This is a genomic window from Methylobacter sp. (assembly GCF_036845245.1).
Classification (GTDB): Bacteria; Pseudomonadota; Gammaproteobacteria; order Methylococcales; family Methylomonadaceae; genus Methylobacter_A.
In genome coordinates this window covers 15,164-38,027 of the sequence record NZ_DAIUEH010000055.1, presented here as the reverse complement: position 1 = coordinate 38,027, position 22,864 = coordinate 15,164, and the positions used below count along the sequence as shown (strand labels likewise).

Here is a 22,864-nt window from a genome sequence, read left to right as displayed (position 1 = left end):
ACCAACTTTGGGTTGAATTGACGACACTTAAAGTCTAATTTTGCGTAAGTCCTAAATGCTATTCTTGAGCTGTTGTTTGCACCTTACAAACCGAACGACCGTGTGGACAGAAAGCAATTTCAGGTTATCAAGTTGTTGAAATATGTTGGGCTGCGTATGCTGGTGATCGACGAAATTCACCATATCATGGCGGGCAACCTGAACAAGCAGCGTACGTTTTTAAATGTGCTTAAGTATTTGGGCAACGAATTGCAGGTGCCAATCGTGACAGTGGGGACGCGGGATGCTTTTCGTGCGCTCCAGACCGATTCGCAACTGGCCAACCGTTTCGAGCCAGTGTTATTGCCTCGCTGGGAGTTCGATACCGATTTTCTGCGCTTGCTCGCGAGCTTTGAGCGCATGTTGCCTCTGCGCGAGGCATCCTTATTGCACGATCTGACCTTATCTACCAAATTGTTCTCGATGTGCGAAGGTTATATCGGCGAGCTGTCGCGCTTGCTTAATATGGCTGGCGTATACGCAGTCGAGTCAGGAAAGGAGCGCATCGATGAGAAGGTTCTCAATGCCATTGATTGGGTATCACCCTCCGACCGCAAGCGGCAAATCGATCGAGGCGGTTGAGTATGCTTAATGGTGAGTTGTGGCCGGCGCATCCGCATCCTTACCGTGATGAGCTGCTGTCGTCGTGGTTGGTGCGAGTGGCGCATGCGAATGGACTCAAGGTTCAAACTTTTTGTGCCCAGGAGTTCGGCAACGACCACCAGCTTTGGAACCGCGACATCGATCGAATGGCTCCTGCGTGGTTAATTGAAAGCATGAGCGCGAAAACAGGCACGTCACTTAAGCGGGTCTGGGAAACAACATTGCTAGGTTACGAGGGGAAACTATACGATAAGTATCATCCGGCCGGGCAGTTGCGTTGGATACTGCCGTTACAGATATACCACCGGAAACGGCGAGGATATGGTCTCCAGTTTTGCTCAAAGTGCTTGGCAGAGGGATGCGAGCCTTACTATCGCAGGTCGTGGCGTGTGGCGTTTTACACTTTTTGTCCAAAGCATGATGTGATGCTGTGGGATCGTTGCCCAAGCTGTGGGAATGGTGTTGTTTTTCATCGGCTTGAACTGGGCAAGCCTGATTTAATTGATGGTTCGTCGTTACAGTGTTGCTGGTTTTGTGGATTCGATCTGTGCAGTGCGCCAACAGTGCCGGTAAACAAATGGAATGATCGTACGTTTTTATCCTGGAGCAGAGTCCTGCGTTTGATTGATAGGGGAGCCGCTGATTCACGGGATTTCGATTATTCCAAGCTTGCTGTATTACATCAATTTTGTGCTTTGATGGTTTCAATGAGGTGTGCTCCTAAATTGATAGCGTATGTTCAGGAGAAAACCAACCAATTGCCAATTCCTCTTGTCAAAAGACGTATAGCTTTCGAACTGCGGCCACTTGTCGAGCGCCATCATGTATTGGGACTCTCCTGGTGGCTGATCAGCCGCTGGCCTTCTCGTCTTCGAGCGGCCTGGAAATATAGGGTTGTACGTTACAATGTGCTCGGGAAAGATTTTAATGCAGCGCCAGAGTGGTATCTCTCCGAAGTTAAACGACTATTTAGTGATAACTGATCTACTTAACATTTTACCGAAGATGATGTGGTAGGAGGGTAAACACGAGGTTAGTTGATCCCGAGTTACGTGTTTTGAACTACCAATATGGTGTACTTTGTGCGTCATGTCATGGGCTATTAGTTTACGGAAAGCGAATAATAACCTAATAAAAACAATAAGTAATAAGAAAATGGAACAAAAATGAGTACGCCCCACTACCTAACTATTCCAGAAGGCAAAATTTGTGACTTTATTAGCGGCAATTTTAGAAACGACACGCCCGAAGAATATGTACGTCAAAATTTAGAAAAACGATTAGTCAATGAATTGAAGTATCCGCGTGAAAGAATTGGCGTTGAAGTAACTTTACAAATGGGCAGTAATAAACCTCGCGCAGATGTCGTCATTTATCTGGAAAAATTTCCGCAAACACAAGAAAACATTCATATTATTGTGGAATGCAAAAAAGAAAATGTATCTCCTACTGATAAAAAAGATGGCATTGAACAACTCAAAAGCTATATGTCTGCTTGCCTTAATTGTGAATGGGGTTTATGGACAAACGGTAGGCAAAGACAAGTATGGCGCAGAATAAAAAACCTCGCGGGGCAAGCTGAATTTATAGAATTCAATGACATTCCGGATGTATCTGGATCCACCGAAGACATTGATCGACCGAAACGGCCTAAATTAGTGCGAGCCGATGGTGATAATTTATTTCTAGCCTTTCGCCGCAGCCATGATGCCATTCATGTTACTGACGGTTTCAACAAAGAAAACGCTTTTTTCGAGTTTCTAAAAATCATTTTTTGCAAAATCGAAGATGAACGCAACATTCCCAAACCGCTTGAATTTTATGTCGCTTCCAACGAGCGTATTTCGATTGATGGGCAAATTGCGTGCAAACAGCGCATTGAAGCTATTTTCAAGCGCGTAAAAAGCAAATTCAATCAGATTTTTGACAGCAACGAAGAAATTAAATTATCGCCGCGCAGCCTTGCGCAAATAGTGGCCGAATTACAAGGCTACAGTTTTTTAAACACTGACATTGATCTCAAGGGTCATGCGTATGAAGAAATTGTCGGCTCAAATCTTAAAGGTGATAGAGGACAGTTTTTCACACCGCGTAATGTCATGCACATGGCAGTTGCCATGCTTAACCCCAAACTGGACGAAAAAATATTGGATCCGGCCTGTGGCACAGGTGGTTTTTTAGTAACGGCTATGAACGTAGTTATTGCAAGACTCAAGCAGGATTGGGCGAAAGACTTGGGTAAACCGGAAAGCGAATGGGATGATGACGCAAAAAAAGCACTGCAAAATCGTATTAGTGAAATGGCCGAAAGCTCATTTTTTGGCTTCGACATTGCGCCCGAATTGGTTAAATCCACCAAAATGAACATGGTGATGAATAACGATGGCAGCGGCAACATTCTCCGCACCGATTCGTTATTGCCACCGCATTTATGGGATGCCGATTTTAAAAACGCGCTGGCTAAGTCACTGAAAATTAAACCCGGTGAACTCAGTAATAAAGACAGCATCGGTTTTTTTGATGTTATCGTTACTAATCCGCCGTTTGGCAGCAAAATCCTCATCAAAGAGGAGTACATGCTTGACCAGTACGCTATCGGGCATGGCTGGGAAAGCCCTAAAAAAACGAAAAACGGTGAATGGAGAAAGAAAACCGTTTTATCCGCTTCACCCCCTGAACAGCTTTTTATTGAACGCTGCTTACAGCTGCTTAAGCCCGGCGGACGCATGGCAATTGTCTTGCCAGACTCCATTCTTGGCTCACCTGGTTTGGGGCATATTCGCCAATGGTTATTGGAAGAAGCAAAAATTATTGCCAGTCTCGATTTAGACTCCGACACCTTTCAGCCGCACACAGGCGTACAAACGTCCATTTTAATTTTGCAAAAGAAAACCCTGGAAGAAAAAGCCGAAGAGCAACGTACTCGTGTGCTTCGCCCTTACAATATTTTCATGGCGGTTATTGATAAAGTCGGTCACGACAAACGTGGTAATAATCTTTACCAGCGTGATGAGCACGGCGAAGAAATACTGATTGAAGTCAATGAAACCGTGACTGAACTGGACAAAACCGCTGACGGACAAACGACAGTGAAATCGGCTAAACGTCTTGAAAAAGTCCCCGATGACCAGACCCGTGCCGTTCCTGCCGTGTTTACCGAATGGAAACGCAATGAAGGTATCGCATGGTAGCCACGACAGCCTATCAAGCTCCCATCACTTGGGATGCGCCTAGCAAACCACAAAGCTTTAGTTGGGTAAGCTTGCCTATTCAAAGCATATTTGAAAGTGGCTTGCGGCTGGAGGCGAGTGTTTATGCGACAGAGGCAAAACAAGCTGAAACAGCAATCCAATCAAATCAATATGGATGCGTTCCCATTCACGAACTGGCGAGTATTCACCATTGCCCTCGGTTCAAGCGTGTCTTTGTACAAAAATCAAAATTTCCAATTTATCAGCCGTCTCAAATCGGTGAATTGAACCCAAGCCCCGTCGCTTATATTTCCGACAAAACGCTAGTAGATTTGAATACACTTCGAGTTTCAGAAGGTCAGATATTAATGACTTGCTCAGGCACAGTGGGCAACGTAACTTTTGTAAGCAAAACACTTGCAGGAAATATTTTTAGCCATGACTTGTTAAGAATTCGTAGTCATGACGAACATCATGCAGGTTATTTGTACGCTTATTTCAAAAGCGCACAGGGGCGAACGCTTATACAATCGAATAATTACGGTGCAGTCATTCAACACGTCGAACCAGCGCATTTGTTAAAGCTACCGATTCCAGACGCACCAGCCATACTTAAAACCCACATCCACCACACCGTTACAGAATCCTTTAGCTTGCGTGATGAATCAAACTCCCTGATTGCACAAGCCCAGGCCAAGTTACAAGCCGCGCTAAAACTGCCAGCGGTTGAAGAGTTGAATCCGCCAGCAAACGGCGACAATGGGCTGCGCTGGTTTAGTATGAATGTCGCAGATTTAAATCACCGCCTCGAAGCCAATTATCATAACCCGTTGGCACAGGCAATCACCCAACACTTACACAAACACGCCGCGCAAGTTTTAGCATTAGGCGATAAGAAAATTACTCAAAAAATTATTTTAGCTGGCCGTTTCAAACGAGTTTATGTCGATGAAAAACAAGGCGTACCATTTCTAGGGGGTAAAGAAATTTTAGAGCTTGACCCACGCGGTGAAAAATATCTTTCACTCAAGCATCATGGCGAACGCATTGCTGATCAATTGACGCTAGACGAAAATATGATTTTGATTACATGCAGTGGCACGATAGGAAAAGTTAATATTGTACCTAAACATTGGCAAGGCTGGGCAGGTAGTCAGCATATACTCAGAGCCATACCCGCCAGTGCGGAGTGGGCAGGTTATTTATATGCATGGTTAAGTTCTGAATGGGCGTTACCGTTGATACGTCGCCAGACTTACGGCGCGGTTGTGTTTGAAATTGACCAATACCAACTTGCGGGAGTGTCCGTACCCTTACTTACTGATATGGCTCTCATGCAAGAAATCAATAGCCTCGTACTCCGGGCTAATCAACTACGTTACACCGCCTTTACAAAAGAACAAGAGGCTTTGCGCTTATTTAATGAAGACGTGTTAGGGTTGCCAAGCGCATAAGCTGGATGAGCCATGAGACAGTGCAACCACATTGTTCAAAAAGCGCCCAGCAGTAAGGATATGTCCTGTTTACGGTCGCGCAAGGGCGAAGTCAAGCGGTTATCAAAGGAACTATGGCACGCGATCAGCCCAGGTCTAAGTTTTGTGCGGTTGCTACAGAAATTGATTCTGCGTCAAAGTTGGATATAACAACTTGGCAACCATTTAAATATTATTTCCATTTTTTATTTTTGACGTCACTGCTTCAGCGTATGCTTCTACACATGGCCACGTATGTTTTAACGTTGCGAGCCGCGTATCTGCAGGCAGTGGCTTTGCATTTTCCCAGCGTCCATTTTTCTTTGCCAGGATATAGAGTAACTTATTTATCAGTTCATCACTCAGCCTCACTCCACTAGGCAAAGAGATTAAGGCAAGTTTGAACGCTTCTCCATCACGCCACTGAAATTCGATCAAACTGTAGGTTTGCAGCTTATGAGTTACATCGGCGATTGCTACTGCACGTCTGAGTTTTCGTTCAGAATCCAGATAACTCCATTGTCTAGTCCATCGAGGTTTTGTTAGCGGAATATGTGCTATGGAGTCTTTTATCGGCCGAATTCTAGCCTGGTATCCCGGTAACTCATTCAAATGCCGTATCATTGCCTCGAAATTTTCGAAGCTGACCGGTAGAGGCGCCTGACGCACACGTTCAGTTTCTACCTCTGTTGGAGTCACTCCGTTGTCCGAATAGGTGCCATCACCAGTACCGAGTACATCTGTTGGCAAAGCGAGGGGGCGAACAGTATCGGCGCTAATGTAATGACACATCTCCTTTTCTGGTTTTTCCAGCTCCATGCTGGACAATGCACCAAAACGATCCTCGGGTAGCGTAATAACTGCCGATTGCACGTTGTTGGAAGGCTCGTTGTCGCTCTGCAATTCCCCATCGGTTATGTTTTTACCAGAAGCCGGTTTAGCCGGAAATGCCGGTTTTTTCTGATCGTCAGGAAGATCTTCGCCTTTTTCCGGGCGAAGGTTGCTATTATCGCGGTCGCAAGTGATTGCATTAAAAGGAAACGGTCCTGTGCAATGTTCCAAGGCGAAAACGATATAACGCCAGCCGCTATCATCTGGCGTTCGAATTGGCTTCACCCGTACTCGCAGATTGGTTGAACCTATGAAAGGGAATGCGGCTTTCGGATATAGGCGTGGTTTGTTTTGCACAGCCTCCTTGATCATGGAATCATGTACGAGAGTGGCTCCTGCAAAGGCTTCCTGGTTGTTCAGAATACGGCCAATAATCCAAGCGTCTGCATCTGCGAACTCTTTGCGCAGTTTGAGCAAACAGCGTTTTTCCTGTTCGTTAAAACCACACTCAGCCGGATTTACGATCGAGCCAAGGTCGTGACGGAAGTCGCCGGCAAAGATGACCTTAGCCAAGTCGGTAGAGGTGGCATAGTAAAATCGGATAATTTCGGCAACAGGTACAATGATGCCGTAGGGATCGTCACGCCATTTAATGGCTAGACAATTTGCTGCGAGCCCGGCACCGATTTGATGGAAGCGCTTGAGGATGAGAGGATGCCCGTCTACCTTGGCATCGGACTTAACTAAGCGAACCGTATCAGGTGAAATTGTGAGGTTATGGAAGATTTTATCTTTGCCCGCTGTTTCAATGAGGCAGCGGCGGTTGAGCCAGAGCGATCCGATGGTGACAAGCGGTAGTTGTCCAACACCGATGCTGATTGTACGGCGCTCTTCGTGATTGACCGCACTTGAGGCAGCGTAATCTGTTGCGCCGTCCAGTAGCGGGCTGATGATGAGCTGAATTTTAGGTTCGGTGGGAACCATGTGATTTCGCTCCACGCCGCCAAACCAATCTACTCGCCAGATGCGTCCATCATCTGGAAATTCCTTGATTCTTGGGATTGCCTTTCGCATGATTGTCACTCAGTAGCGTTTAGCGATGTAGAGTACAAATTAGCAATGTTCAGTACAATTTAGCATTGGAATTGTCAACTTTTTAAATTACGGATTTAGCCTGAAGATCAGCATGGTATGAAGACCGAACCATCGGCGCACTGGCAACTTGTTTAAACCCCAAGGCTTTAGCAACTGCGCCGTATTCATCGAATTGTTCGGGCGTGATATAGCTTTGCACCGGCAGATGGGCTTTGCTGGGTTGCAGGTATTGGCCTATGGTCAGCATTGAGCAGCCGTGGGCTAATAAGTCTTTCATGACTTGATGAACTTCATCCGGCTGTTCGCCGACGCCGAGCATCAGGCCGGATTTTGTGGGCACTTGCGGTTGGGCTTGGTGGAATTGTTGCAGTAAATTCAGCGAGCCCTGGTAGTCGGAGCCGGGGCGGACTTGTTTGTATAGTCGGGGCACGGTTTCGAGGTTGTGGTTGAATACGTCGCAGGGTTGTTCGGCTAATATGGCCACGGCTTTTTCGATGCGTCCGCGAAAGTCGGGCACCAGGATTTCTATTTTGGTGGCGGGTGTTTGCAGGCGGATCTTTTCGATGCAGTCGGCGAAATGTCCGGCGCCTCCGTCTCTTAAATCATCGCGGTCTACCGAGGTGATAACCACGTACTTCAAGGCCATGGTCTGGATTGCATCGGCTAGGTGTTGAGGTTCGTCTTTGTCTAGCGCCAGCGGTTTGCCGTGCGCGACATCGCAAAATGGGCAACGGCGGGTGCACAAATCACCCATGATCATGAAGGTCGCGGTGCCGTGTTGGAAGCATTCGCCGAGGTTAGGGCAGGCGGCTTCTTCGCAGACGGTATGCAGGTTGTTTTCGCGCAGTAGTTGTTTGATGCGGCTGACTTCGTCGCTGGCCGATATTTTTATGCGTATCCATTCCGGCTTGCGCAAAGTGGTTTCGGCAGGCTCCACTTTGATCGGGATTCTTGCCAGCTTTTCGGTGTTGCGCTGGTGGGATTCGGGTGTGGAGCGGGAAGGCGCTTGATAAGTCATTGTTGTAATGCCGTCATGATAGCTTGGGTAACAGGGATGGCGAGTTCAGCATTGCTGATAGTTACGCCCAGGTCGGCCAGTTGGGTTACTTCAAGTCCTGAGTAACCGCAGGTATTGATATGGTCGAAAGGGCGCAAATCCATATGGTTGTTGATACTGAGGCCATGATAGCTGGAATTTCTTTTAATGCGTAGGCCAATGGAACCGATTTTTTTGTTATCGACATAAACGCCGGGGGCATCGGCTCTGGCGACGGCGGTAATGCCGTATTGAGCCAACGCAAAGATCATCGCTTGTTCCAGTGTTGTGACCAGTTGGCGGACGCCGAGATTCAGCCTTTTAATGTCGATCAGGATATAAATTACCAGCTGGCCGGGGCCGTGATAAGTTACCTGGCCGCCGCGGTCGGAATTGATAACGGGAATTACGCCGGTATTCAGCAGATGCTCGCGCTTGCCGTTTAAGCCTAGCGTGTAAACGGGCGGGTGTTCGGTGATCCAGATTTCGTCAGCGGTGTCTGCATCGCGATTTTGGGTGAATCGCTGCATGGCTTGCCAGGTTGATTCATAGTTCTGTAAGCCTAAGTTACGTATCGCTACCATTAAGTTGCTGTAGGAGCGGGCCATGCCCGCGATATGAGTGCAGTGATTACAATGTTGTGCGTTTTCATCGCGGGCATGGCCCCGCTCCTACAAAGCCATTAAAACATGCGGATGGTCGGTTAAATCCTGGTAAATAGCATCCAGTTGTTGTTTGCTGGAGGCTTCTATAATGATGGTGACGGCGATGTAGTTGCCGTCTTTGCTGGGGCGTGTTGTGACCGCGCCTTCGCTGATGTCGGCAACATGTCTGCGCACGATCTCTATAACCAGCAGGTCGAGTTCAACATTGGTTTTGCCCATTGCCTTGATCGGGAATTGGCAGGGAAATTCTAATAGGGTTTCTTCACTCATAATGCGATTGCTTGTAAGCCTGGAACAATTGATTCATTGTTCTCCATATGGGGCCGGGTTTGCCGTTTGCAATGGCTTCATTGTCGAGTTGGACAATCGGTACGATTTCCCTGGTAGAGCTGGTTAACCAGATTTCGTCGGCTGTTTTTAAGGCATCCAGTGAAATGATGTCTTCACTGTAAGGAATGAGATTTTCCCTGGCGATTTCCAGAATGACGTTACGGGTTATGCCCGGCAATATTTCGTGACCTATCGGCGGTGTAATCAGGATGCCGTCAATGACGGCAAATATGTTACTGGCGGCGCCTTCGGTTACATAGCCGTCTTTAACCAGGATGGCTTCGGCACAGCCTTTTTCTATAGCTTGTTGCCTGAGCAAAATGTTGGCCAGCAGTGTGGTGGCTTTAACATTGCACAGTTCCCAACGGCTGTCGTCAACGCTGAGAGCTTTTACTCCGGCATCCAGATTTTCAAGTGGCACGATGTTTGAGCACATCACGAACACGGTCGGCGTAACATTTTCCGGAAAAGCATGATCTCTTTTGGGGGCGACGCCACGGGTAATTTGCAGGTAAATAGACTGATCCAGACTGGCATCGAGCAATGGTGTCAGAATTTCCAGCCATTGCGCCCGGTCATGCGGGTTAGTCAAGCGAATGGAAGAGAGGCTGTTTTCCAGCCGCTCCATGTGGTCTTGGAAGTGAAACAATTTGCCCGAGTACGACGGGATTACTTCATAAATCCCGTCACCGAACAAAAAACCGCGATCCATGACCGATATTTTTGCATCGCAAAGCGGAAGATACTGGCCATTTAAATAGACGGTTTTATTGTCCATCCGGCTTCTCCAACATCATCATTGCGCTATCGTAGATACGTTGAAAAATGTTGCCTTGTTCTACCGTTTTCAGGGCGATCAGGTCTTTATCGGCGATAACTTCATTTTTAAGCGTGACGTTGACAGTGCCCACTTTGGCGCCTTCTTTAACAGGTGCGGTAATTTTTTTATCAATGTTGATAACGGCTTTTAGATCGTTGTAATGGCCGCGGGGAATGGTGGCATAAAGGTCTTCGGCCAAGCCAAGTGGAATGTTTTTAGTGTCGCCTTTCCAAATTCTTGCTTCGGCCAGCGATGTTTTGCCTTGATACAGTTTGTGCGCTTCAAAAAAACGAAAGCCGTAGTTGAGCAGGTTTTGATTTTCGTTGGCTCTGGCATTAGGGCTGCTAGCGCCCATCACGACCGAAATCAGGCGCATGTCGTTTCTTAATGCAGATGCGACCAAGCAATAGCCGGCTGCATCGGTAAATCCGGTTTTAACGCCATCCACCGTCTCATCGCGGGAAAGCAGCTGATTGCGATTATGTTGGACGATATTGTTGAAAGTGAATTCTTTTTGTGAAAACCAGCGATAGTAATCGGGGAATTCTTTGATTAAAGCCTGGGTGAGTATGGCCAGATCGCGGGCGGTGGTGTAATGATTATCGACGGGCAGCCCGTTGCTGTCTTCAAAATGGCTGTTTTTCATGCCCAGACGTTCGGCATGTTGATTCATCATGTTGGCAAAAGTGCTTTCATCACCGGCGATATGTTCAGCCAGAGCAACGCTGGCGTCGTTGCCGGACTGGATAATGACGCCTTTTAACAGGTCTTCAACTTTAACCTGGTTGCCGACTTCGATAAACATCCGCGAGCCGGGCGTTTCCCAGGCTTTTTGGCTGATAGTGACCAAGTCGTCCAAATGTAAATGGCCGTTAGCGATCTCCCTAAACACCACATAAACAGACATAATCTTGGTGAGGCTGGCGGGAGCGAGCTTAACATCGGCATTGTTCTCTGCGAGCACTTTGCCGGTGTTATAGTTCATTAATATGTAACCGCTGGCGGCAATGGTCGGTGCTGCCGGGGTTGCGATTTCGGTGTCTTCTGCGTTTGCCGTGGTTGTGACAATCAACAAACTAAAAAATAATAATAAAACGGAAAAATGTTTAAGGATCATTGCTCTCTAATGGGGGGGACTCAGTAAAAACAGGTGCTTATTGTATCATGGAGATTTGTTCTTGATCGGATTCCGTAACAAATTGAGTCGCTGTTATACCCATTTTTGCCAACTGAATATTCAGTTTGTGGACACTCTCGGGCGATTTGATAGGTCCCATTTGAACCTTATAGAGAGTAGAGCCTTTGTGTGTTGAGGGTAATATTTCTGGCTGAGGTAATTGATGCGAGGCGATTTTGTTTTGCAATTTCAGCGCCTTATTTTTATTGCCGAAAGTACCCACTTGCAAATAGACATTTTTATCTTGTTTTTCCGCAGTATTCTGTAGCTGCGCTAACGCTTGTTCGGGCGCTATCGCCTTGATTTCAACGGCTCCCGTTCCTGCTTCATGAAGGTCCAGTTTTTTTGCGGCTGCGTAAGACAGGTCCATAACCCGGTTGCCGTGAAAAGGTCCTCTGTCATTGATGCGGACAATAACGCTACGTTGGTTTTCCAAATTGGTGACGCGAGCGTAAGATGAAATAGGTAATGTTTTGTGAGCGGCGGTCATCGCATACATGTCGTATATTTCGCCGGATGCGGTTTTCTTGCCGTGAAATTCGGGACCGTACCATGAGGCTACGCCTTGTTTCAGGTAACGGGCAATGCGGGGTAAGAGGTTTTCTTCTTGTTCGGTGGTGTTCTGCGTATCAGAACCACCCATGTTCAGTATTGAATGAATTCTGGAGGAGGCAGTTGTAACCGATGCTGGGGTTGAGATGTCGCTGGTTCTTACTTGTTCGGTGGTACAACTGCATAAAACAAAAATTAGGAGTATCGGTATAATCTTATTCATGGGAATGAGCCTTTTTTATTTAAAATAGATAGGCTTAACTGATAAACGGCCATGGCGTATAAAGGACTGTGGTTGTATCGGGTAATGACATAAAAATTGTCTAATGCCGCCCAGAGTTCTTTGCCTTCTTGCTGTTCAAAGCTAAGCAGTTTCACTTTACTTTCTAAAGGTAATTGCCTCGATGTAATTAAGTTGAGTGATTCTAACTCGGCAACCCTTAAATCAGGCTTAAGGTTATTATTGAGAGCTGGTTCATAGTTTTTAACTTTAGCGGTAACGGGAACAGCAATCATTTGGCCGGGTTGCCAATGGTGTTGGGCGAAATAATTGGCGACGCTGGCAATGACGTCGCTGTTGTCGTGCCAGATGTCGCGGCGGTTATCGTTATCGAAATCAACGGCATAAGCCCTGAAGCTGCTGGGCATGAATTGCGGCAGCCCCATTGCGCCGGCGTAAGAACCTAGCGGATCGGCCGGGTTCATGTGTTCGTCGCGGCAGAGCAGCAGGAAGTTTTCAAGTTCATCGGTAAAAAATTTACTGCGCGGCGGATAGGCAAAAGCCAGTGTAGATAAGGCGTCGATGACGCGGTGGTTGCCGGTGTTTTTTCCGAACTGTGTTTCAACGCCGATAATGGCGACAATGATTTCGGCCGGAACGCCGTATTGTTTTTCTGCAGCGGCGAGCGCCGTTGCATTGTCCCGCCAGAATTGCACGCCGGCGTCGATACGCGCTTCGGTCAGGAATATTTTGCGATATTTATACCAAGGCAAGCCTTCCGATGGAGAGGCAACTCTTTTAAGTATGTCCTGCTTGATCTCGACTTTATCGAATAAGTCATCAAGTTCAGATTCGTCGAACTGGTGTTTGGCTACCATTTGCTCGATAAATGCGTTCATCGACTCTTTTTCTTTTATTGCAGGGACGCAGGAGATGACAGATAAACAAGCGCAACCCAGTATGATGCGGGTTAATGTGTTTTTTAATTTCATGAGTGCGGTAGAAATTTTTTATGGGTATGAATTGACATAAGAATGCCGAAACCGGCCAGCAACGTGACTATCGAGGTGCCGCCGTAACTGATCAGCGGCAATGGCACGCCGACTACAGGGAGCACGCCGATGACCATGCCGATGTTGACAAAAACATAAACAAAAAAGGTAAAAGCCAGGCTGCTGGCTAATAAACGGCTGTAAGTGCCTTGAGCCTGAGAGGCAATATACAGGCAGCGGCTGATGATAAGCAGGTATAAAGCCAGCAGGCCTACGCAACCGAACAGCCCGAATTCTTCGGCAAAGACCGCAAAAATAAAGTCGGTGGAGCTTTCCGGTAAAAAGTCCAGTTCCGACTGGGTGCTGCCCAGCCAGCCTTTGCCGTAGATGCCGCCGGAACCGATAGCGATTTTTGATTGAATAATATGGTAGCCTCTGCCCAGTGGGTCGGCTTCCGGGTTCAGGAAGGTGAGCACCCGGTCGCGTTGATAGGGACGCATAAAGTGCCAGAGTATCGGCGTCAGTCCCGCCAGTGCGGCGCAGATTGCCAATATGAAGCGCCAGGAGAGGCCGGCAAAGAACAGTACCGCAGCGCCGGAGCTGGCAACCAGTAATGCGGTGCCCAGGTCGGGTTGCTTTGCTATTAATAAGGTTGGAATAACGATCAGTATGCTGGCTATCAGCAATTGTTTTGTTTTTGGCGGCAATGCGTGTTCCGCTAAATACCAGGCGACCATCATCGGCGTGGTGATCTTGATCATTTCCGAGGGCTGGAAGCGAAAAACACCAAGATCCAGCCAGCGTTGCGCACCTTTGCCGAATTGCCCCAGAACCAGCACCGCAATGAGCAACAAGATTCCGAAGCTGAACAGCAGCGCTGAATAACGCTTAAATTGGTAAGGATCAACATGAGCCAGTGCCGTCATCAACAGAAAGGCTAATCCGACACGCGCCGCTTGCCGCATCAGTACATCCATATCCTGACTGCCTGCGCTGTAAAGAATAACAAAGCTCAATAGGGAGATAAGGAACAAACCGATAAATAATGGGATGTCGATATGCAGTTTTCTGAGGATATTGCCGATAACTGACGGCGGATGGAATTGTTCGCTACGGGTTTCGGCTTTCATTGTTGCCCTTCCAAATATTGCTTGATAACTTGCCCCGCGATAGGTGCTGCGACTGAGCCGCCGTGACCACCGTTTTCAACGATGACGGCAACTGCAATTTTGGGATCATCGGCGGGGGCGAAAGAAATAAATAAGGCGTGATCGCGAAGTTTAAAGTCAATGTCGTTTTCATTGTATTTTGCATCCTGCTTGATGTTAAAAACCTGGGCTGTCCCGGTTTTGCCGGCAATTTGATAGGTAATGTTTTTGTTGATGCCCTTGGCGGTGCCGTGCGGATCGTGAATAACATTGACCATGGCTGCGATGATGCTATTAATATTTTCCGGCTTAATTGAAATATCGCTCGGGGGATTTCCGGTATCGGGTTCGGTGGAATCCGGGTTGGCGGTGTTTTTTACCAGAAAAGGCGTCACCACTTTGCCTTTGTTGGCTAAGGTAGCGGTGGCTTTCGCCAGCTGTATTGGCGTAACTTGGAGATATCCTTGGCCTATTCCGGTGATCAGCGTTTCTCCCGGATACCAGGATTGATTGCGCTGACTGCGTTTCCACTCACGCGAAGGCAATAATCCTTGCTTTTCCCCTGCCAGATCAATGCCGGATTTTTCACCAAAGCCAAAGTGTTGTAAAAAATTATGCATACGGTCTATGCCCAGCATTGATGCGAGACTATAAAAGTACACGTCGCAGGACTGTGTAATCGCTTCGGTCATATTAACCGAGCCATGGCCGCCTTTCTTCCAATCCCGATAGTGATGACTGACATTCGGTAGTTGGTAATAGCCGGGGCAGAACAGCTTGTGTTCCGCGTTTATCGCATTGTATTCAAGCCCGGCCAGTCCGATAAACGGTTTAATGGTTGATCCCGGCGGATATAAACCACGCAGCGCGCGATTATAGAGCGGTTGGTTCTCGGAAGATTGCAGCGCTTGATAGGCGTCATTGGCGATGCCGATAACAAAAGGGTTGGGATCAAAGCCGGGACGGCTGGCGAAGACCAGTACGCCGCCGGTTTTAATATCAATGGCGACTACTGCGCCATTGAAACCGTCTAATGCATCATAGGCGGTCTTTTGTAAATCGATATCCAGGGTTAGGTAAAGATTTTCACCCGGTACCGGAGGAACTGAATTCACTGTATTGATCGCGCGTGCCTGTACATTGGTTTCTATTTCCGCATAGCCGGTTTTGCCGTGCAGTTCGGTTTCATAAGTGTTTTCTATGCCTATTTTGCCGACATGAGTAGAGCCCCGGTATTCGGCGATAGGCAGCGTCTTCATTTCCGCTTCGTTGATGCGGCCTACATAACCGACGACATGAGAGGCTAACTCGGTGTAAGGATAATGCCGAACCAGCCGAGCCTGAATATCGACACCCGGAAAATAAGGTCTGACCACAGCAAATTTGGCGATTTCTTCGTCGGTCATGCTGATCAACAGCGGGGTGCTGACAAAGCGTTTTTGCCGTTTGCGCTGTTTCTGGTATTGGTCGATTTTTTCGTCGGAGATATTGAGTAGTTTTTGTAAGCGCAACAGCGTGTCGTCAAGATCGCTGATTTGTTCGGGAATCAGCTCGAGACTGAAGGACTGCGTGTTGTCGGCAAGGACTTTACCGTGCCTGTCATAAATGATGCCTCGGGTGGGGACAAGCGGTTCGATTTTAATGCTGTTGTCTTTTGCCAATGTTGCGTAATGTTCGTGCCCGACGATTTGCAAATAAACCAGGCGCACAATCAATCCGGAAGTTAACAACAGTATGAGGACAAAGGCGGCAATAATACGGTTAAGAAATAGACGGCTCTCTACTAACTTATTTTTAATAGTATAGATACGGGACATAACAGCTACGGAATGTTTTATTTAGTGCGACGCGACAAACGGACGCGGCGCAGTGCTGTATAAATCAGGGGCCAGCATAGCGTACCGATAAAAACAGGCAGCCAGAAAGAGGTATGCAGTTGAGCGGGGTGCTGGATATTTTTTAACCAGAAAAGCAGCATTTGGGAAAATAGCAGGCAAAAGAAAATAAACAAGCCCTGTTGAGGCAATGGAAACTGGCGCAAACGTTTATGCAGTATCAGGCAAAAATAGACAATTAATGTATAGGCCAGTGCGTATTGACCGAATACTCTCCCGGTCAATACATCGGTTAGCAGTCCGACTGTCCACGCATGAAAGATACCGATACGTTCAGGTACGGCAACTGTCCAATAGATAAGCACCAGAAGTACCCAGTCCGGATTTATGCTGGACAAAAAACCGGGCCAAGGCACAATTCTTAAGCACATCGCGATGATAATGGTCAAAGTAATGCGGCCAAAGCCGGAATAACTATTCATCACGGTCTGTTCCTGCCCGTGCCCCTTCGGGTGTTTTGCGTGTCGTTCCGCTTCCGGCGGGTTGATTGTCGCCGCGGTTTGCTCCTGCTCGTGTCCCTGCGGGCGTTTTATGTGCCAATCCGCTTGCGGCGGGTTGGTTATTACGATTTGTTCCCGTCGGCCTCCCTTCGGACGGTTGCGGAGTCAATCCCTTTGCAGCGGGCTGGGCATCACGCGCTGTATCCGGCCGGGTCTGGTCGGGAACTACGTGTACTAAACTGCTCTTGGTGGATGGGTCATTGGGGACTGTTTCTGGTGTTTTTTCGTGTGATGCGGGTGGTGAGCTGAGTGAAACGGGGGATGAATCGCTCCAGACGATCAGCAGTTCTCTGTTTCGGTCCAGCATTGCTTTGGGGGTAGCGGTAATGTTGACGAAAGGTTTGTTAGACATTGGGGTGAAATCATCGACAATGGCAACCGGGTAACCCGATGGAAAAGTACCGCCTAAACCCGATGTTATCAGCAAATCGCCGGGGCGAATATCCGCATTATTAGGTAAAAAAGGCAAGTTAAGCCTGTTCAGTTGGCCACTGCCCACAGCAATAGTCAACAGGCCGTTGCGATTGACCTGGACAGGGATGGCATGATTCGGGTCGGTAATTAACATGATTTCGGAACTGAACGGCAAGGCACGAAAAACCTGTCCGACAACTCCGTTCGCATCCAGTACCGGTTGTTGCGGGTGGACGCCGAAGCGGGTGCCTTTATTGACCACTACGATATTCTCGTAAGGCGCCGTATTAATTGACAATAATTCTGCAATCAGTAGTTGCTCACCCAATTTAAAGGAGTTTTCCAGCAAGGCTCGCAAACGAATATTTTCTTTTTCCAAAGAATCGAATTTAAGCAATCGGGTTTTGTCGATGAATTGTTCTTCGCGTAATCGGGTGTTTTCTTTTTTTAAGGTCGAATATGAGCTTACCGAGTCGGCGGTTTGCTCGATCAGTACTGTCGGTAAATCGACCAGGTATTTTAGCGGGTCGACAATAACTGATAATGTGGCTCGAAGTGCGTCCAGTCGATGGCTTCTGTGTTCAGTTATTAATAAAGCAACTGAAGCAACTATCGCCACAAGCAGACGGGTGTTGATAGAAGGACCGGTAGCAAATAAAAGTTTTATAGCGGGATGCCTCTTTATCCAGTTAAAAATAGTGGGAGCGTGTAGGTCGGGTTAGCGTAGTGTATGTAACCCGATAGACTATTGTCACACCTGCTGAGTTACGGCACAAAAGATGCGACTCGGGAAGTCGTTACGCTACTCCTGTATTCCCCACAAGGATGTGGGTAATACAGATTTTGCATGGAGCAAAATATCTGCCTGTGCGGTTGCAATTCAACCGCCGGACCTTGATGCTGCCAAAATAAATTATTTTAAAGAATAAACATCGTTATTCTAAGGAAAAAGTTGAGACTCCTTTTTTATCCAGCATTTCCAGAACCATGCCGCCGCCTCTGGCAACACAGGTTAGCGGGTCATCGGCAATGTAAACCGGCAGACCTGTTTCTTCGGCTATCAGTCGGTCTATATCTTTCAATAATGCGCCGCCGCCGGTTAAGAATATGCCGCGAGTCGCCACATCCGAACCAAGTTCGGGTGGAGTTTGCTCCAAGGCCAATTTTACCGCGCCGACAATGCCGGATAGCGGCTCTTGCAGCGCTTCCAGAATTTCATTGCTGTTCAAAGAAAAACTGCGCGGTACGCCTTCGGCCAGATTGCGGCCTTTAACTTCTATTTCCCTGACTTCGCTGCCGGGATAGGCCGTGCCGATTTCGTGTTTTATTCTTTCCGCGGTAGCTTCGCCAATTAAGGTACCGTAATTTCTGCGCACATAATTGATAATGGCTTCGTCAAAGCGATCTCCGCCGATACGGACAGACGAAGAATAGACGATACCGTTTATTGAGATGACGGCCACTTCAGAGGTGCCGCCGCCAATATCCAAGACCATCGAACCGCATGCTTCCTCGACCGGCAATCCCGCGCCGATAGCTGCAGACATCGGCTCTTCAATCAAGTAAACTTCGCGCGCACCGGCCATTGCCGCAGACTCGCGAATGGCTCGACGTTCAACTTGAGTTGAGCCGCAAGGCACGCAGATTAAAATGCGTGGACTGGGGCGCAGCAACTTGCTTTGATGGACTTTTTCGATAAAAAATCTCAGCATTCGTTCAGTGACGGCAAAGTCGGCAATGACCCCGTCTTTTAGCGGGCGGATTGCCGTAATATTGCCCGGTGTGCGTCCTAACATGAGTTTTGCATCAAGACCGACAGCGGCAATGGTTTTTGCCCCGCGGATTCTGTCTTCTTTGATAGCAACGACCGATGGTTCATTAAGTACGATTCCTTGTCCGGGAATGTAAATCAATGTATTGGCGGTTCCTAAGTCAATAGCGAGATCGTTGGAGAAAAGACCGCGAATTCTTTTGAACATTTTTAGCTGTATCCTTTGGGGGAATAAAAATTGTATTACTTTATCAATCAAGCGAGTGTTTGAGCAAGATATAAAGTATTATAAACACAATAATATTTAGAATCTCTGAAATTTTTAATGGGAGTTAATAGTGTCTTTAACGGCGGATGATGTGAAGAAAATAGCGCATTTAGCGCGTCTGGGAATTGAGGAGCAAGATGTAGTTTCTTATGCAAAGGATTTGTCAGGGATGCTGGATTTAATGACGCAGATGGGCGATCTTAACACCGACGGCGTCGAACCTATGGCCCACCCGATGGATCAGGTGCAAAGATTGAGACCCGATGTGGTAATCGAGCAGGACAAGCGCGAAAAATTCCAGGCTATCGCGCCACAGGTGGAAGCGGGACTTTATCTAGTGCCCAAAGTAATTGAGTAAAAGGAAAAGTAACAACTATGCATAACAAAACAATTGCAGAATTAGCCAAGAGCCTGCGTTCCGGTGAATTTTCAAGCGTGGAATTGACGTCGGTCTTTCTGGACAGAATCAAGCAGCACAGCTCACTTAATTCTTATATTACTGTCACTGAAGACTTGGCCTTGCAGGAAGCTAAAGCTGCCGACGCCAGGCTGGCAAAAGGCGATGCGGAACTGTTAACCGGCATCCCGATTGCGCAAAAAGATATTTTTTGTGCCGAGGGCGTTAAAACCACCTGCGGTTCAAAAATGCTGGATAATTTTATTGCTCCCTACAATGCAACAGTGGTGGAGAAATTTAATACGGCCGGTGCGGTGATGCTGGGCAAATTGAACATGGACGAGTTTGCCATGGGTTCATCCAACGAAACCAGTTATTACGGCGTAGTCAAAAATCCCTGGGATACCAATACCGTTCCCGGCGGCTCTTCAGGCGGTACGGCAGCGGCTGTCGCAGCACGGCTTGCGGTTTGTGCGACAGGCACCGATACCGGCGGCTCGATACGTCAGCCTGCCGCTCTTTGCGGCATTACCGGATTAAAACCGACCTATGGCCGCGTATCCCGTTACGGCATGATCGCTTATGCTTCCAGCTTGGATCAAGGCGGGCCGATGACCCGTAGTGCCGAAGATGCGGCTATCATGTTGCAGACCATGGCCGGCTTTGACGACAAGGATTCAACCAGCGTCGATTTGCCTGTTCCAGATTATATGGCCGGGTTAAACAACAGTCTTGAAGGTTTAAAAATCGGCCTGCCCAAAGAGTTTTTCGGCGAAGGGCTGAATAGCGATGTGGCGGCAGCGCTTGAAGCGGCTATCAATGAATACCGAAAATTAGGCGCTCAAGTAACGGAAATTTCCATGCCCACGCTTAAGCTGGCCATTCCGGCTTATTATGTCATTGCGCCTGCCGAGTGCTCCGCGAACCTGTCGCGTTTTGACGGCGTACGTTTCGGTTACCGTTGTGAGAATCCGGTGGATTTAACCGATCTTTATACCCGCTCGCGCGGCGAAGGCTTCGGTAAAGAAGTCAAACGCCGCATTTTGATGGGGACGTATGCGCTGTCGGCAGGTTATTACGACGCTTATTATATAAAGGCGCAAAAAATCCGCCGCCTGATCAGCGAAGACTTCAAAAGAGCGCTGTCGGAAGTTGACGTGATTATGGGACCGGTAACACCGTCAACCGCGTTCGGCATCGGAGAGAAGATCGGCAACCCGATTGAAATGTATTTATCCGACATTTACACGATTGCGATCAATCTTGCCGGCGTTCCTGCGATGTCGGTTCCAGCAGGTTTCGCCGAGGGCAAGCCTGTAGGCTTGCAGATCATCGGTAATTATTTTGCGGAGGACAAGTTGTTAAATATTGCTCATCAATATCAACAAGTCACCGATTGGCACACATATACCCCTAAAGGTTTCGAGTAAGGAGCAAACAGATGAGCCAACAATGGGAAACAGTAATCGGCTTGGAAATCCATGCCCAACTCGCTACAAAATCAAAAATCTTTTCCGGGGCTTCCACCGCTTACGGTGCGGAACCTAATACCCAGGCCTGCGCGGTCGATTTAGGTTTGCCCGGCGTATTGCCGGTATTGAACGAAGAAGCCGTGCGTATGGCTGTCATCTTCGGCATGGCGATAGAAGCGCATATCGCGCCGTATTCTGTGTTCGCCAGAAAGAATTATTTTTATCCGGATTTACCCAAAGGCTATCAAATCAGCCAAATGGATCTGCCTATCGTCGGCAACGGACATTTGGATATTGACGTTGATGGTGTCGGTAAGCGCATTGGCATTACTCGTGCACATTTGGAGGAAGATGCGGGCAAATCGCTGCATGCAAATTTCCACGGTTTGACCGGAATCGATTTAAACCGCGCCGGTACGCCGTTATTGGAAATCGTATCCGAGCCGGAAATGAGTTCGGCTAAAGAGGCCGTGGCCTACATGAGGAAAATGCACGAACTGGTTCGCTATCTAGGTATTTGCGACGGCAATATGCAGGAAGGTTCGTTTCGCTGCGATGCGAACGTATCGGTGCGTCCCAAAGGCCAAAAAGAATTCGGCACACGGGCTGAAATCAAAAATATCAACTCGTTCAAGTTTGTCGAAAAAGCCATTAATTACGAAATCGAGCGGCAAATCGAGGTGATAGAAAGCGGCGGTACCGTAGTTCAGGAAACCCGATTGTACGATTCCGACAAGGATGAAACCCGCTCGATGCGCAGTAAGGAAGAGGCCAATGATTACAGGTATTTCCCTGATCCCGACCTGTTGCCGGTACTGATTGATGAGGGCTTTAAAACACAAATAAAAGCCCAATTACCTGAGTTGCCGCAAGCGAAAAAACAGCGCTTTAAGGATGATTATGTTCTGGATGAAGAGAGCGCTACGATCCTGACATCTTCCCGTTCGCTGGCCGATTATTTTGAATCCGTGGTTAAAGAATCGGGTTGTGAAGCAAAAATCTGCGCAAACTGGGTGACCGGCGATGTTTTAGCTGCTCTCAACAAAGCCGATCTGGACATTACCGATTCGCCAGTCAGCCACGAACGACTCGCAGGGTTGTTAAAGCGTATCAGTGACGAAACCATTTCCGGAAAAATCGCCAAACAGGTGTTTGAGGAACTTTGGCAAGGTACAGCGACAGCCGATGAAGTAATCGAAGCCAAAGGCTTGAAACAGATCACCGATACCGGCGCGATTGAAGCTATTATCGATAAAATCATTGCCGACAATCAGGATCAGGTTGAACAATATCGCAGCGGTAAGGATAAAGTTTTCGGTTTTTTTGTCGGGCAGGTGATGAAGGAAATGCAGGGTAAAGCAAACCCTGGCGAAGTAAATAAAATGCTTAAAGCCAAGTTAAAGTAAGCACATTAATAGTCTTTATCGAACAATCGCCCGTTTTAGTTGGTGGTTGTTCGGTTACCTAAATTAAGTCAGGCGTATCGACTGAATTTGCGCAAGCGCTATCGGATGACCCAGTGAAGCCGCTTTCGCAATCCACATAAGACCAAGGTTGTCGTCTTTAGGTAAGCCGTTGCCCTCCAAATAACAACATCCCAGCAAATGCATCGCATCAGCAAGGCTTTGCTTGGCGGCCAATTCCAGCCAATAAACAGCGCTTTTCACTTTATTGTTTTCCAAAAAAAGCAATGCCAAATCATTTTGTGCTTTTGCATCGCCTGCGTCGGCGCTTTTAATAAGCTCTATATCATCCGGATCAAGAGGAATGCAGATATCGTGTTTGATCGAATCGAAACAGAGCATTGTTTTGTAATAAGCGTCATTATCGGTGGCGCACTTTAAGCTGCCGTCGGCAAGACGGCGTCTTATAGTGCGTTCGCTCCATTCGGTTAATGTAATCGCTGCTTGAAGGCTGATGTGCTGCATGTTACATCCCTAGTTTCAAATGAGTGTAATGTGTCTGACAGTTTTTTA

21 protein-coding genes are annotated in these 22,864 nt (G+C 47.7%); 7 read left to right on the top strand and 14 right to left on the bottom strand.

The window, feature by feature from the left end:
- Positions 1–60: 60 nt before the first annotated feature.
- The 4 genes from V7051_RS20300 to V7051_RS20285 all read left to right on the top strand — a co-directional run bounded on the left by V7051_RS20300 (position 61) and on the right by V7051_RS20285 (position 5,287).
- Positions 61–621, top strand: coding sequence for a TniB family NTP-binding protein (locus V7051_RS20300; RefSeq protein ID WP_333877897.1), 561 nt, complete (start codon positions 61–63; stop codon positions 619–621).
- A gap of 2 nt (positions 622–623) precedes the next feature.
- Positions 624–1,625 (top strand): TniQ family protein, encoded by a 1,002-nt coding sequence (locus tag V7051_RS20295; RefSeq protein WP_333877839.1) that lies wholly within the window; start codon positions 624–626, stop codon positions 1,623–1,625.
- Between the two features lie 183 nt (positions 1,626–1,808).
- Entirely contained in the window at positions 1,809–3,833 is a 2,025-nt protein-coding gene (locus V7051_RS20290; protein WP_333877841.1) for an N-6 DNA methylase, read from the top strand.
- The gene (locus V7051_RS20285) at positions 3,827–5,287 is read left to right on the top strand and encodes a restriction endonuclease subunit S (protein WP_333877842.1); all 1,461 of its coding nucleotides are present in this window, start codon (positions 3,827–3,829) and stop codon (positions 5,285–5,287) included. Before V7051_RS20290 ends, V7051_RS20285 begins: the two co-directional genes overlap by 7 nt.
- 204 nt (positions 5,288–5,491) lie before the next feature.
- Here the strand turns inward: V7051_RS20285 and V7051_RS20280 are convergent, their stop codons facing one another.
- From V7051_RS20280 to V7051_RS20220, 13 genes are all read right to left on the bottom strand, one after another.
- Positions 5,492–7,210: a hypothetical protein gene (locus tag V7051_RS20280; protein ID WP_333877844.1), complete on the bottom strand. Its 1,719-nt coding sequence runs from the start codon at positions 7,208–7,210 to the stop codon at positions 5,492–5,494.
- 82 nt (positions 7,211–7,292) lie between these two features.
- Positions 7,293–8,249: a lipoyl synthase gene (lipA, locus tag V7051_RS20275; protein WP_333877846.1), complete on the bottom strand. Its 957-nt coding sequence runs from the start codon at positions 8,247–8,249 to the stop codon at positions 7,293–7,295.
- On the bottom strand, positions 8,246–8,875 hold the full coding sequence (lipB, locus tag V7051_RS20270) for a lipoyl(octanoyl) transferase LipB (protein ID WP_333877848.1): 630 nt from the start codon (positions 8,873–8,875) through the stop codon (positions 8,246–8,248). Before lipB ends, lipA begins: the two co-directional genes overlap by 4 nt.
- A gap of 63 nt (positions 8,876–8,938) precedes the next feature.
- Complete coding sequence (locus V7051_RS20265) at positions 8,939–9,202, bottom strand: YbeD family protein (protein WP_333877849.1); 264 nt, start codon at positions 9,200–9,202, stop codon at positions 8,939–8,941.
- On the bottom strand, positions 9,195–10,040 hold the full coding sequence (locus V7051_RS20260) for a D-amino acid aminotransferase (protein WP_333877850.1): 846 nt from the start codon (positions 10,038–10,040) through the stop codon (positions 9,195–9,197). Before V7051_RS20260 ends, V7051_RS20265 begins: the two co-directional genes overlap by 8 nt.
- On the bottom strand, positions 10,030–11,199 hold the full coding sequence (locus tag V7051_RS20255) for a D-alanyl-D-alanine carboxypeptidase family protein (protein ID WP_333877852.1): 1,170 nt from the start codon (positions 11,197–11,199) through the stop codon (positions 10,030–10,032). The genes V7051_RS20260 and V7051_RS20255 overlap by 11 nt, the downstream gene beginning before the upstream one ends.
- A 37-nt stretch (positions 11,200–11,236) precedes the next feature.
- Positions 11,237–12,034, bottom strand: a complete 798-nt coding sequence (locus tag V7051_RS20250; RefSeq protein ID WP_333877853.1) for a septal ring lytic transglycosylase RlpA family protein — start codon at positions 12,032–12,034, stop codon at positions 11,237–11,239.
- On the bottom strand, positions 12,031–13,023 hold the full coding sequence (gene mltB, locus V7051_RS20245) for a lytic murein transglycosylase B (protein WP_333877855.1): 993 nt from the start codon (positions 13,021–13,023) through the stop codon (positions 12,031–12,033). Before mltB ends, V7051_RS20250 begins: the two co-directional genes overlap by 4 nt.
- Positions 13,020–14,153 (bottom strand): rod shape-determining protein RodA, encoded by a 1,134-nt coding sequence (gene rodA / locus V7051_RS20240; RefSeq protein ID WP_333877856.1) that lies wholly within the window; start codon positions 14,151–14,153, stop codon positions 13,020–13,022. The genes mltB and rodA overlap by 4 nt, the downstream gene beginning before the upstream one ends.
- On the bottom strand, positions 14,150–15,988 hold the full coding sequence (gene mrdA, locus V7051_RS20235; protein ID WP_333877858.1) for a penicillin-binding protein 2: 1,839 nt from the start codon (positions 15,986–15,988) through the stop codon (positions 14,150–14,152). Before mrdA ends, rodA begins: the two co-directional genes overlap by 4 nt.
- A gap of 17 nt (positions 15,989–16,005) precedes the next feature.
- Entirely contained in the window at positions 16,006–16,488 is a 483-nt protein-coding gene (mreD, locus tag V7051_RS20230; RefSeq protein WP_333877861.1) for a rod shape-determining protein MreD, read from the bottom strand.
- On the bottom strand, positions 16,481–17,599 hold the full coding sequence (gene mreC, locus V7051_RS20225; protein ID WP_442919681.1) for a rod shape-determining protein MreC: 1,119 nt from the start codon (positions 17,597–17,599) through the stop codon (positions 16,481–16,483). Before mreC ends, mreD begins: the two co-directional genes overlap by 8 nt.
- A 316-nt stretch (positions 17,600–17,915) precedes the next feature.
- Positions 17,916–18,959 carry a rod shape-determining protein gene (locus V7051_RS20220; RefSeq protein ID WP_333877863.1) on the bottom strand — a complete coding sequence of 348 codons (1,044 nt, stop codon included), beginning with the start codon at positions 18,957–18,959 and terminating at the stop codon, positions 17,916–17,918.
- Positions 18,960–19,089: 130 nt separating this feature from the next.
- Here V7051_RS20220 and gatC point away from each other — a divergent pair, with 130 nt between their 5' ends.
- Genes gatC through gatB form a run of 3 tightly spaced genes read left to right on the top strand, consistent with a single transcriptional unit; the run spans position 19,090 to position 22,294 of the window.
- The gene (gene gatC, locus V7051_RS20215) at positions 19,090–19,377 is read left to right on the top strand and encodes an Asp-tRNA(Asn)/Glu-tRNA(Gln) amidotransferase subunit GatC (protein WP_333877865.1); all 288 of its coding nucleotides are present in this window, start codon (positions 19,090–19,092) and stop codon (positions 19,375–19,377) included.
- A gap of 17 nt (positions 19,378–19,394) precedes the next feature.
- The gene (gatA, locus tag V7051_RS20210) at positions 19,395–20,846 is read left to right on the top strand and encodes an Asp-tRNA(Asn)/Glu-tRNA(Gln) amidotransferase subunit GatA (protein ID WP_333877867.1); all 1,452 of its coding nucleotides are present in this window, start codon (positions 19,395–19,397) and stop codon (positions 20,844–20,846) included.
- An 11-nt stretch (positions 20,847–20,857) separates the two neighbouring features.
- Positions 20,858–22,294 (top strand): Asp-tRNA(Asn)/Glu-tRNA(Gln) amidotransferase subunit GatB, encoded by a 1,437-nt coding sequence (gene gatB, locus V7051_RS20205; RefSeq protein ID WP_333877869.1) that lies wholly within the window; start codon positions 20,858–20,860, stop codon positions 22,292–22,294.
- A 63-nt stretch (positions 22,295–22,357) separates the two neighbouring features.
- On the opposite strand, the gene V7051_RS20200 is transcribed toward gatB, so the two are convergent.
- Positions 22,358–22,816: a tetratricopeptide repeat protein gene (locus tag V7051_RS20200; RefSeq protein WP_333877871.1), complete on the bottom strand. Its 459-nt coding sequence runs from the start codon at positions 22,814–22,816 to the stop codon at positions 22,358–22,360.
- Between the last annotated feature and the right edge of the window lie 48 nt (positions 22,817–22,864).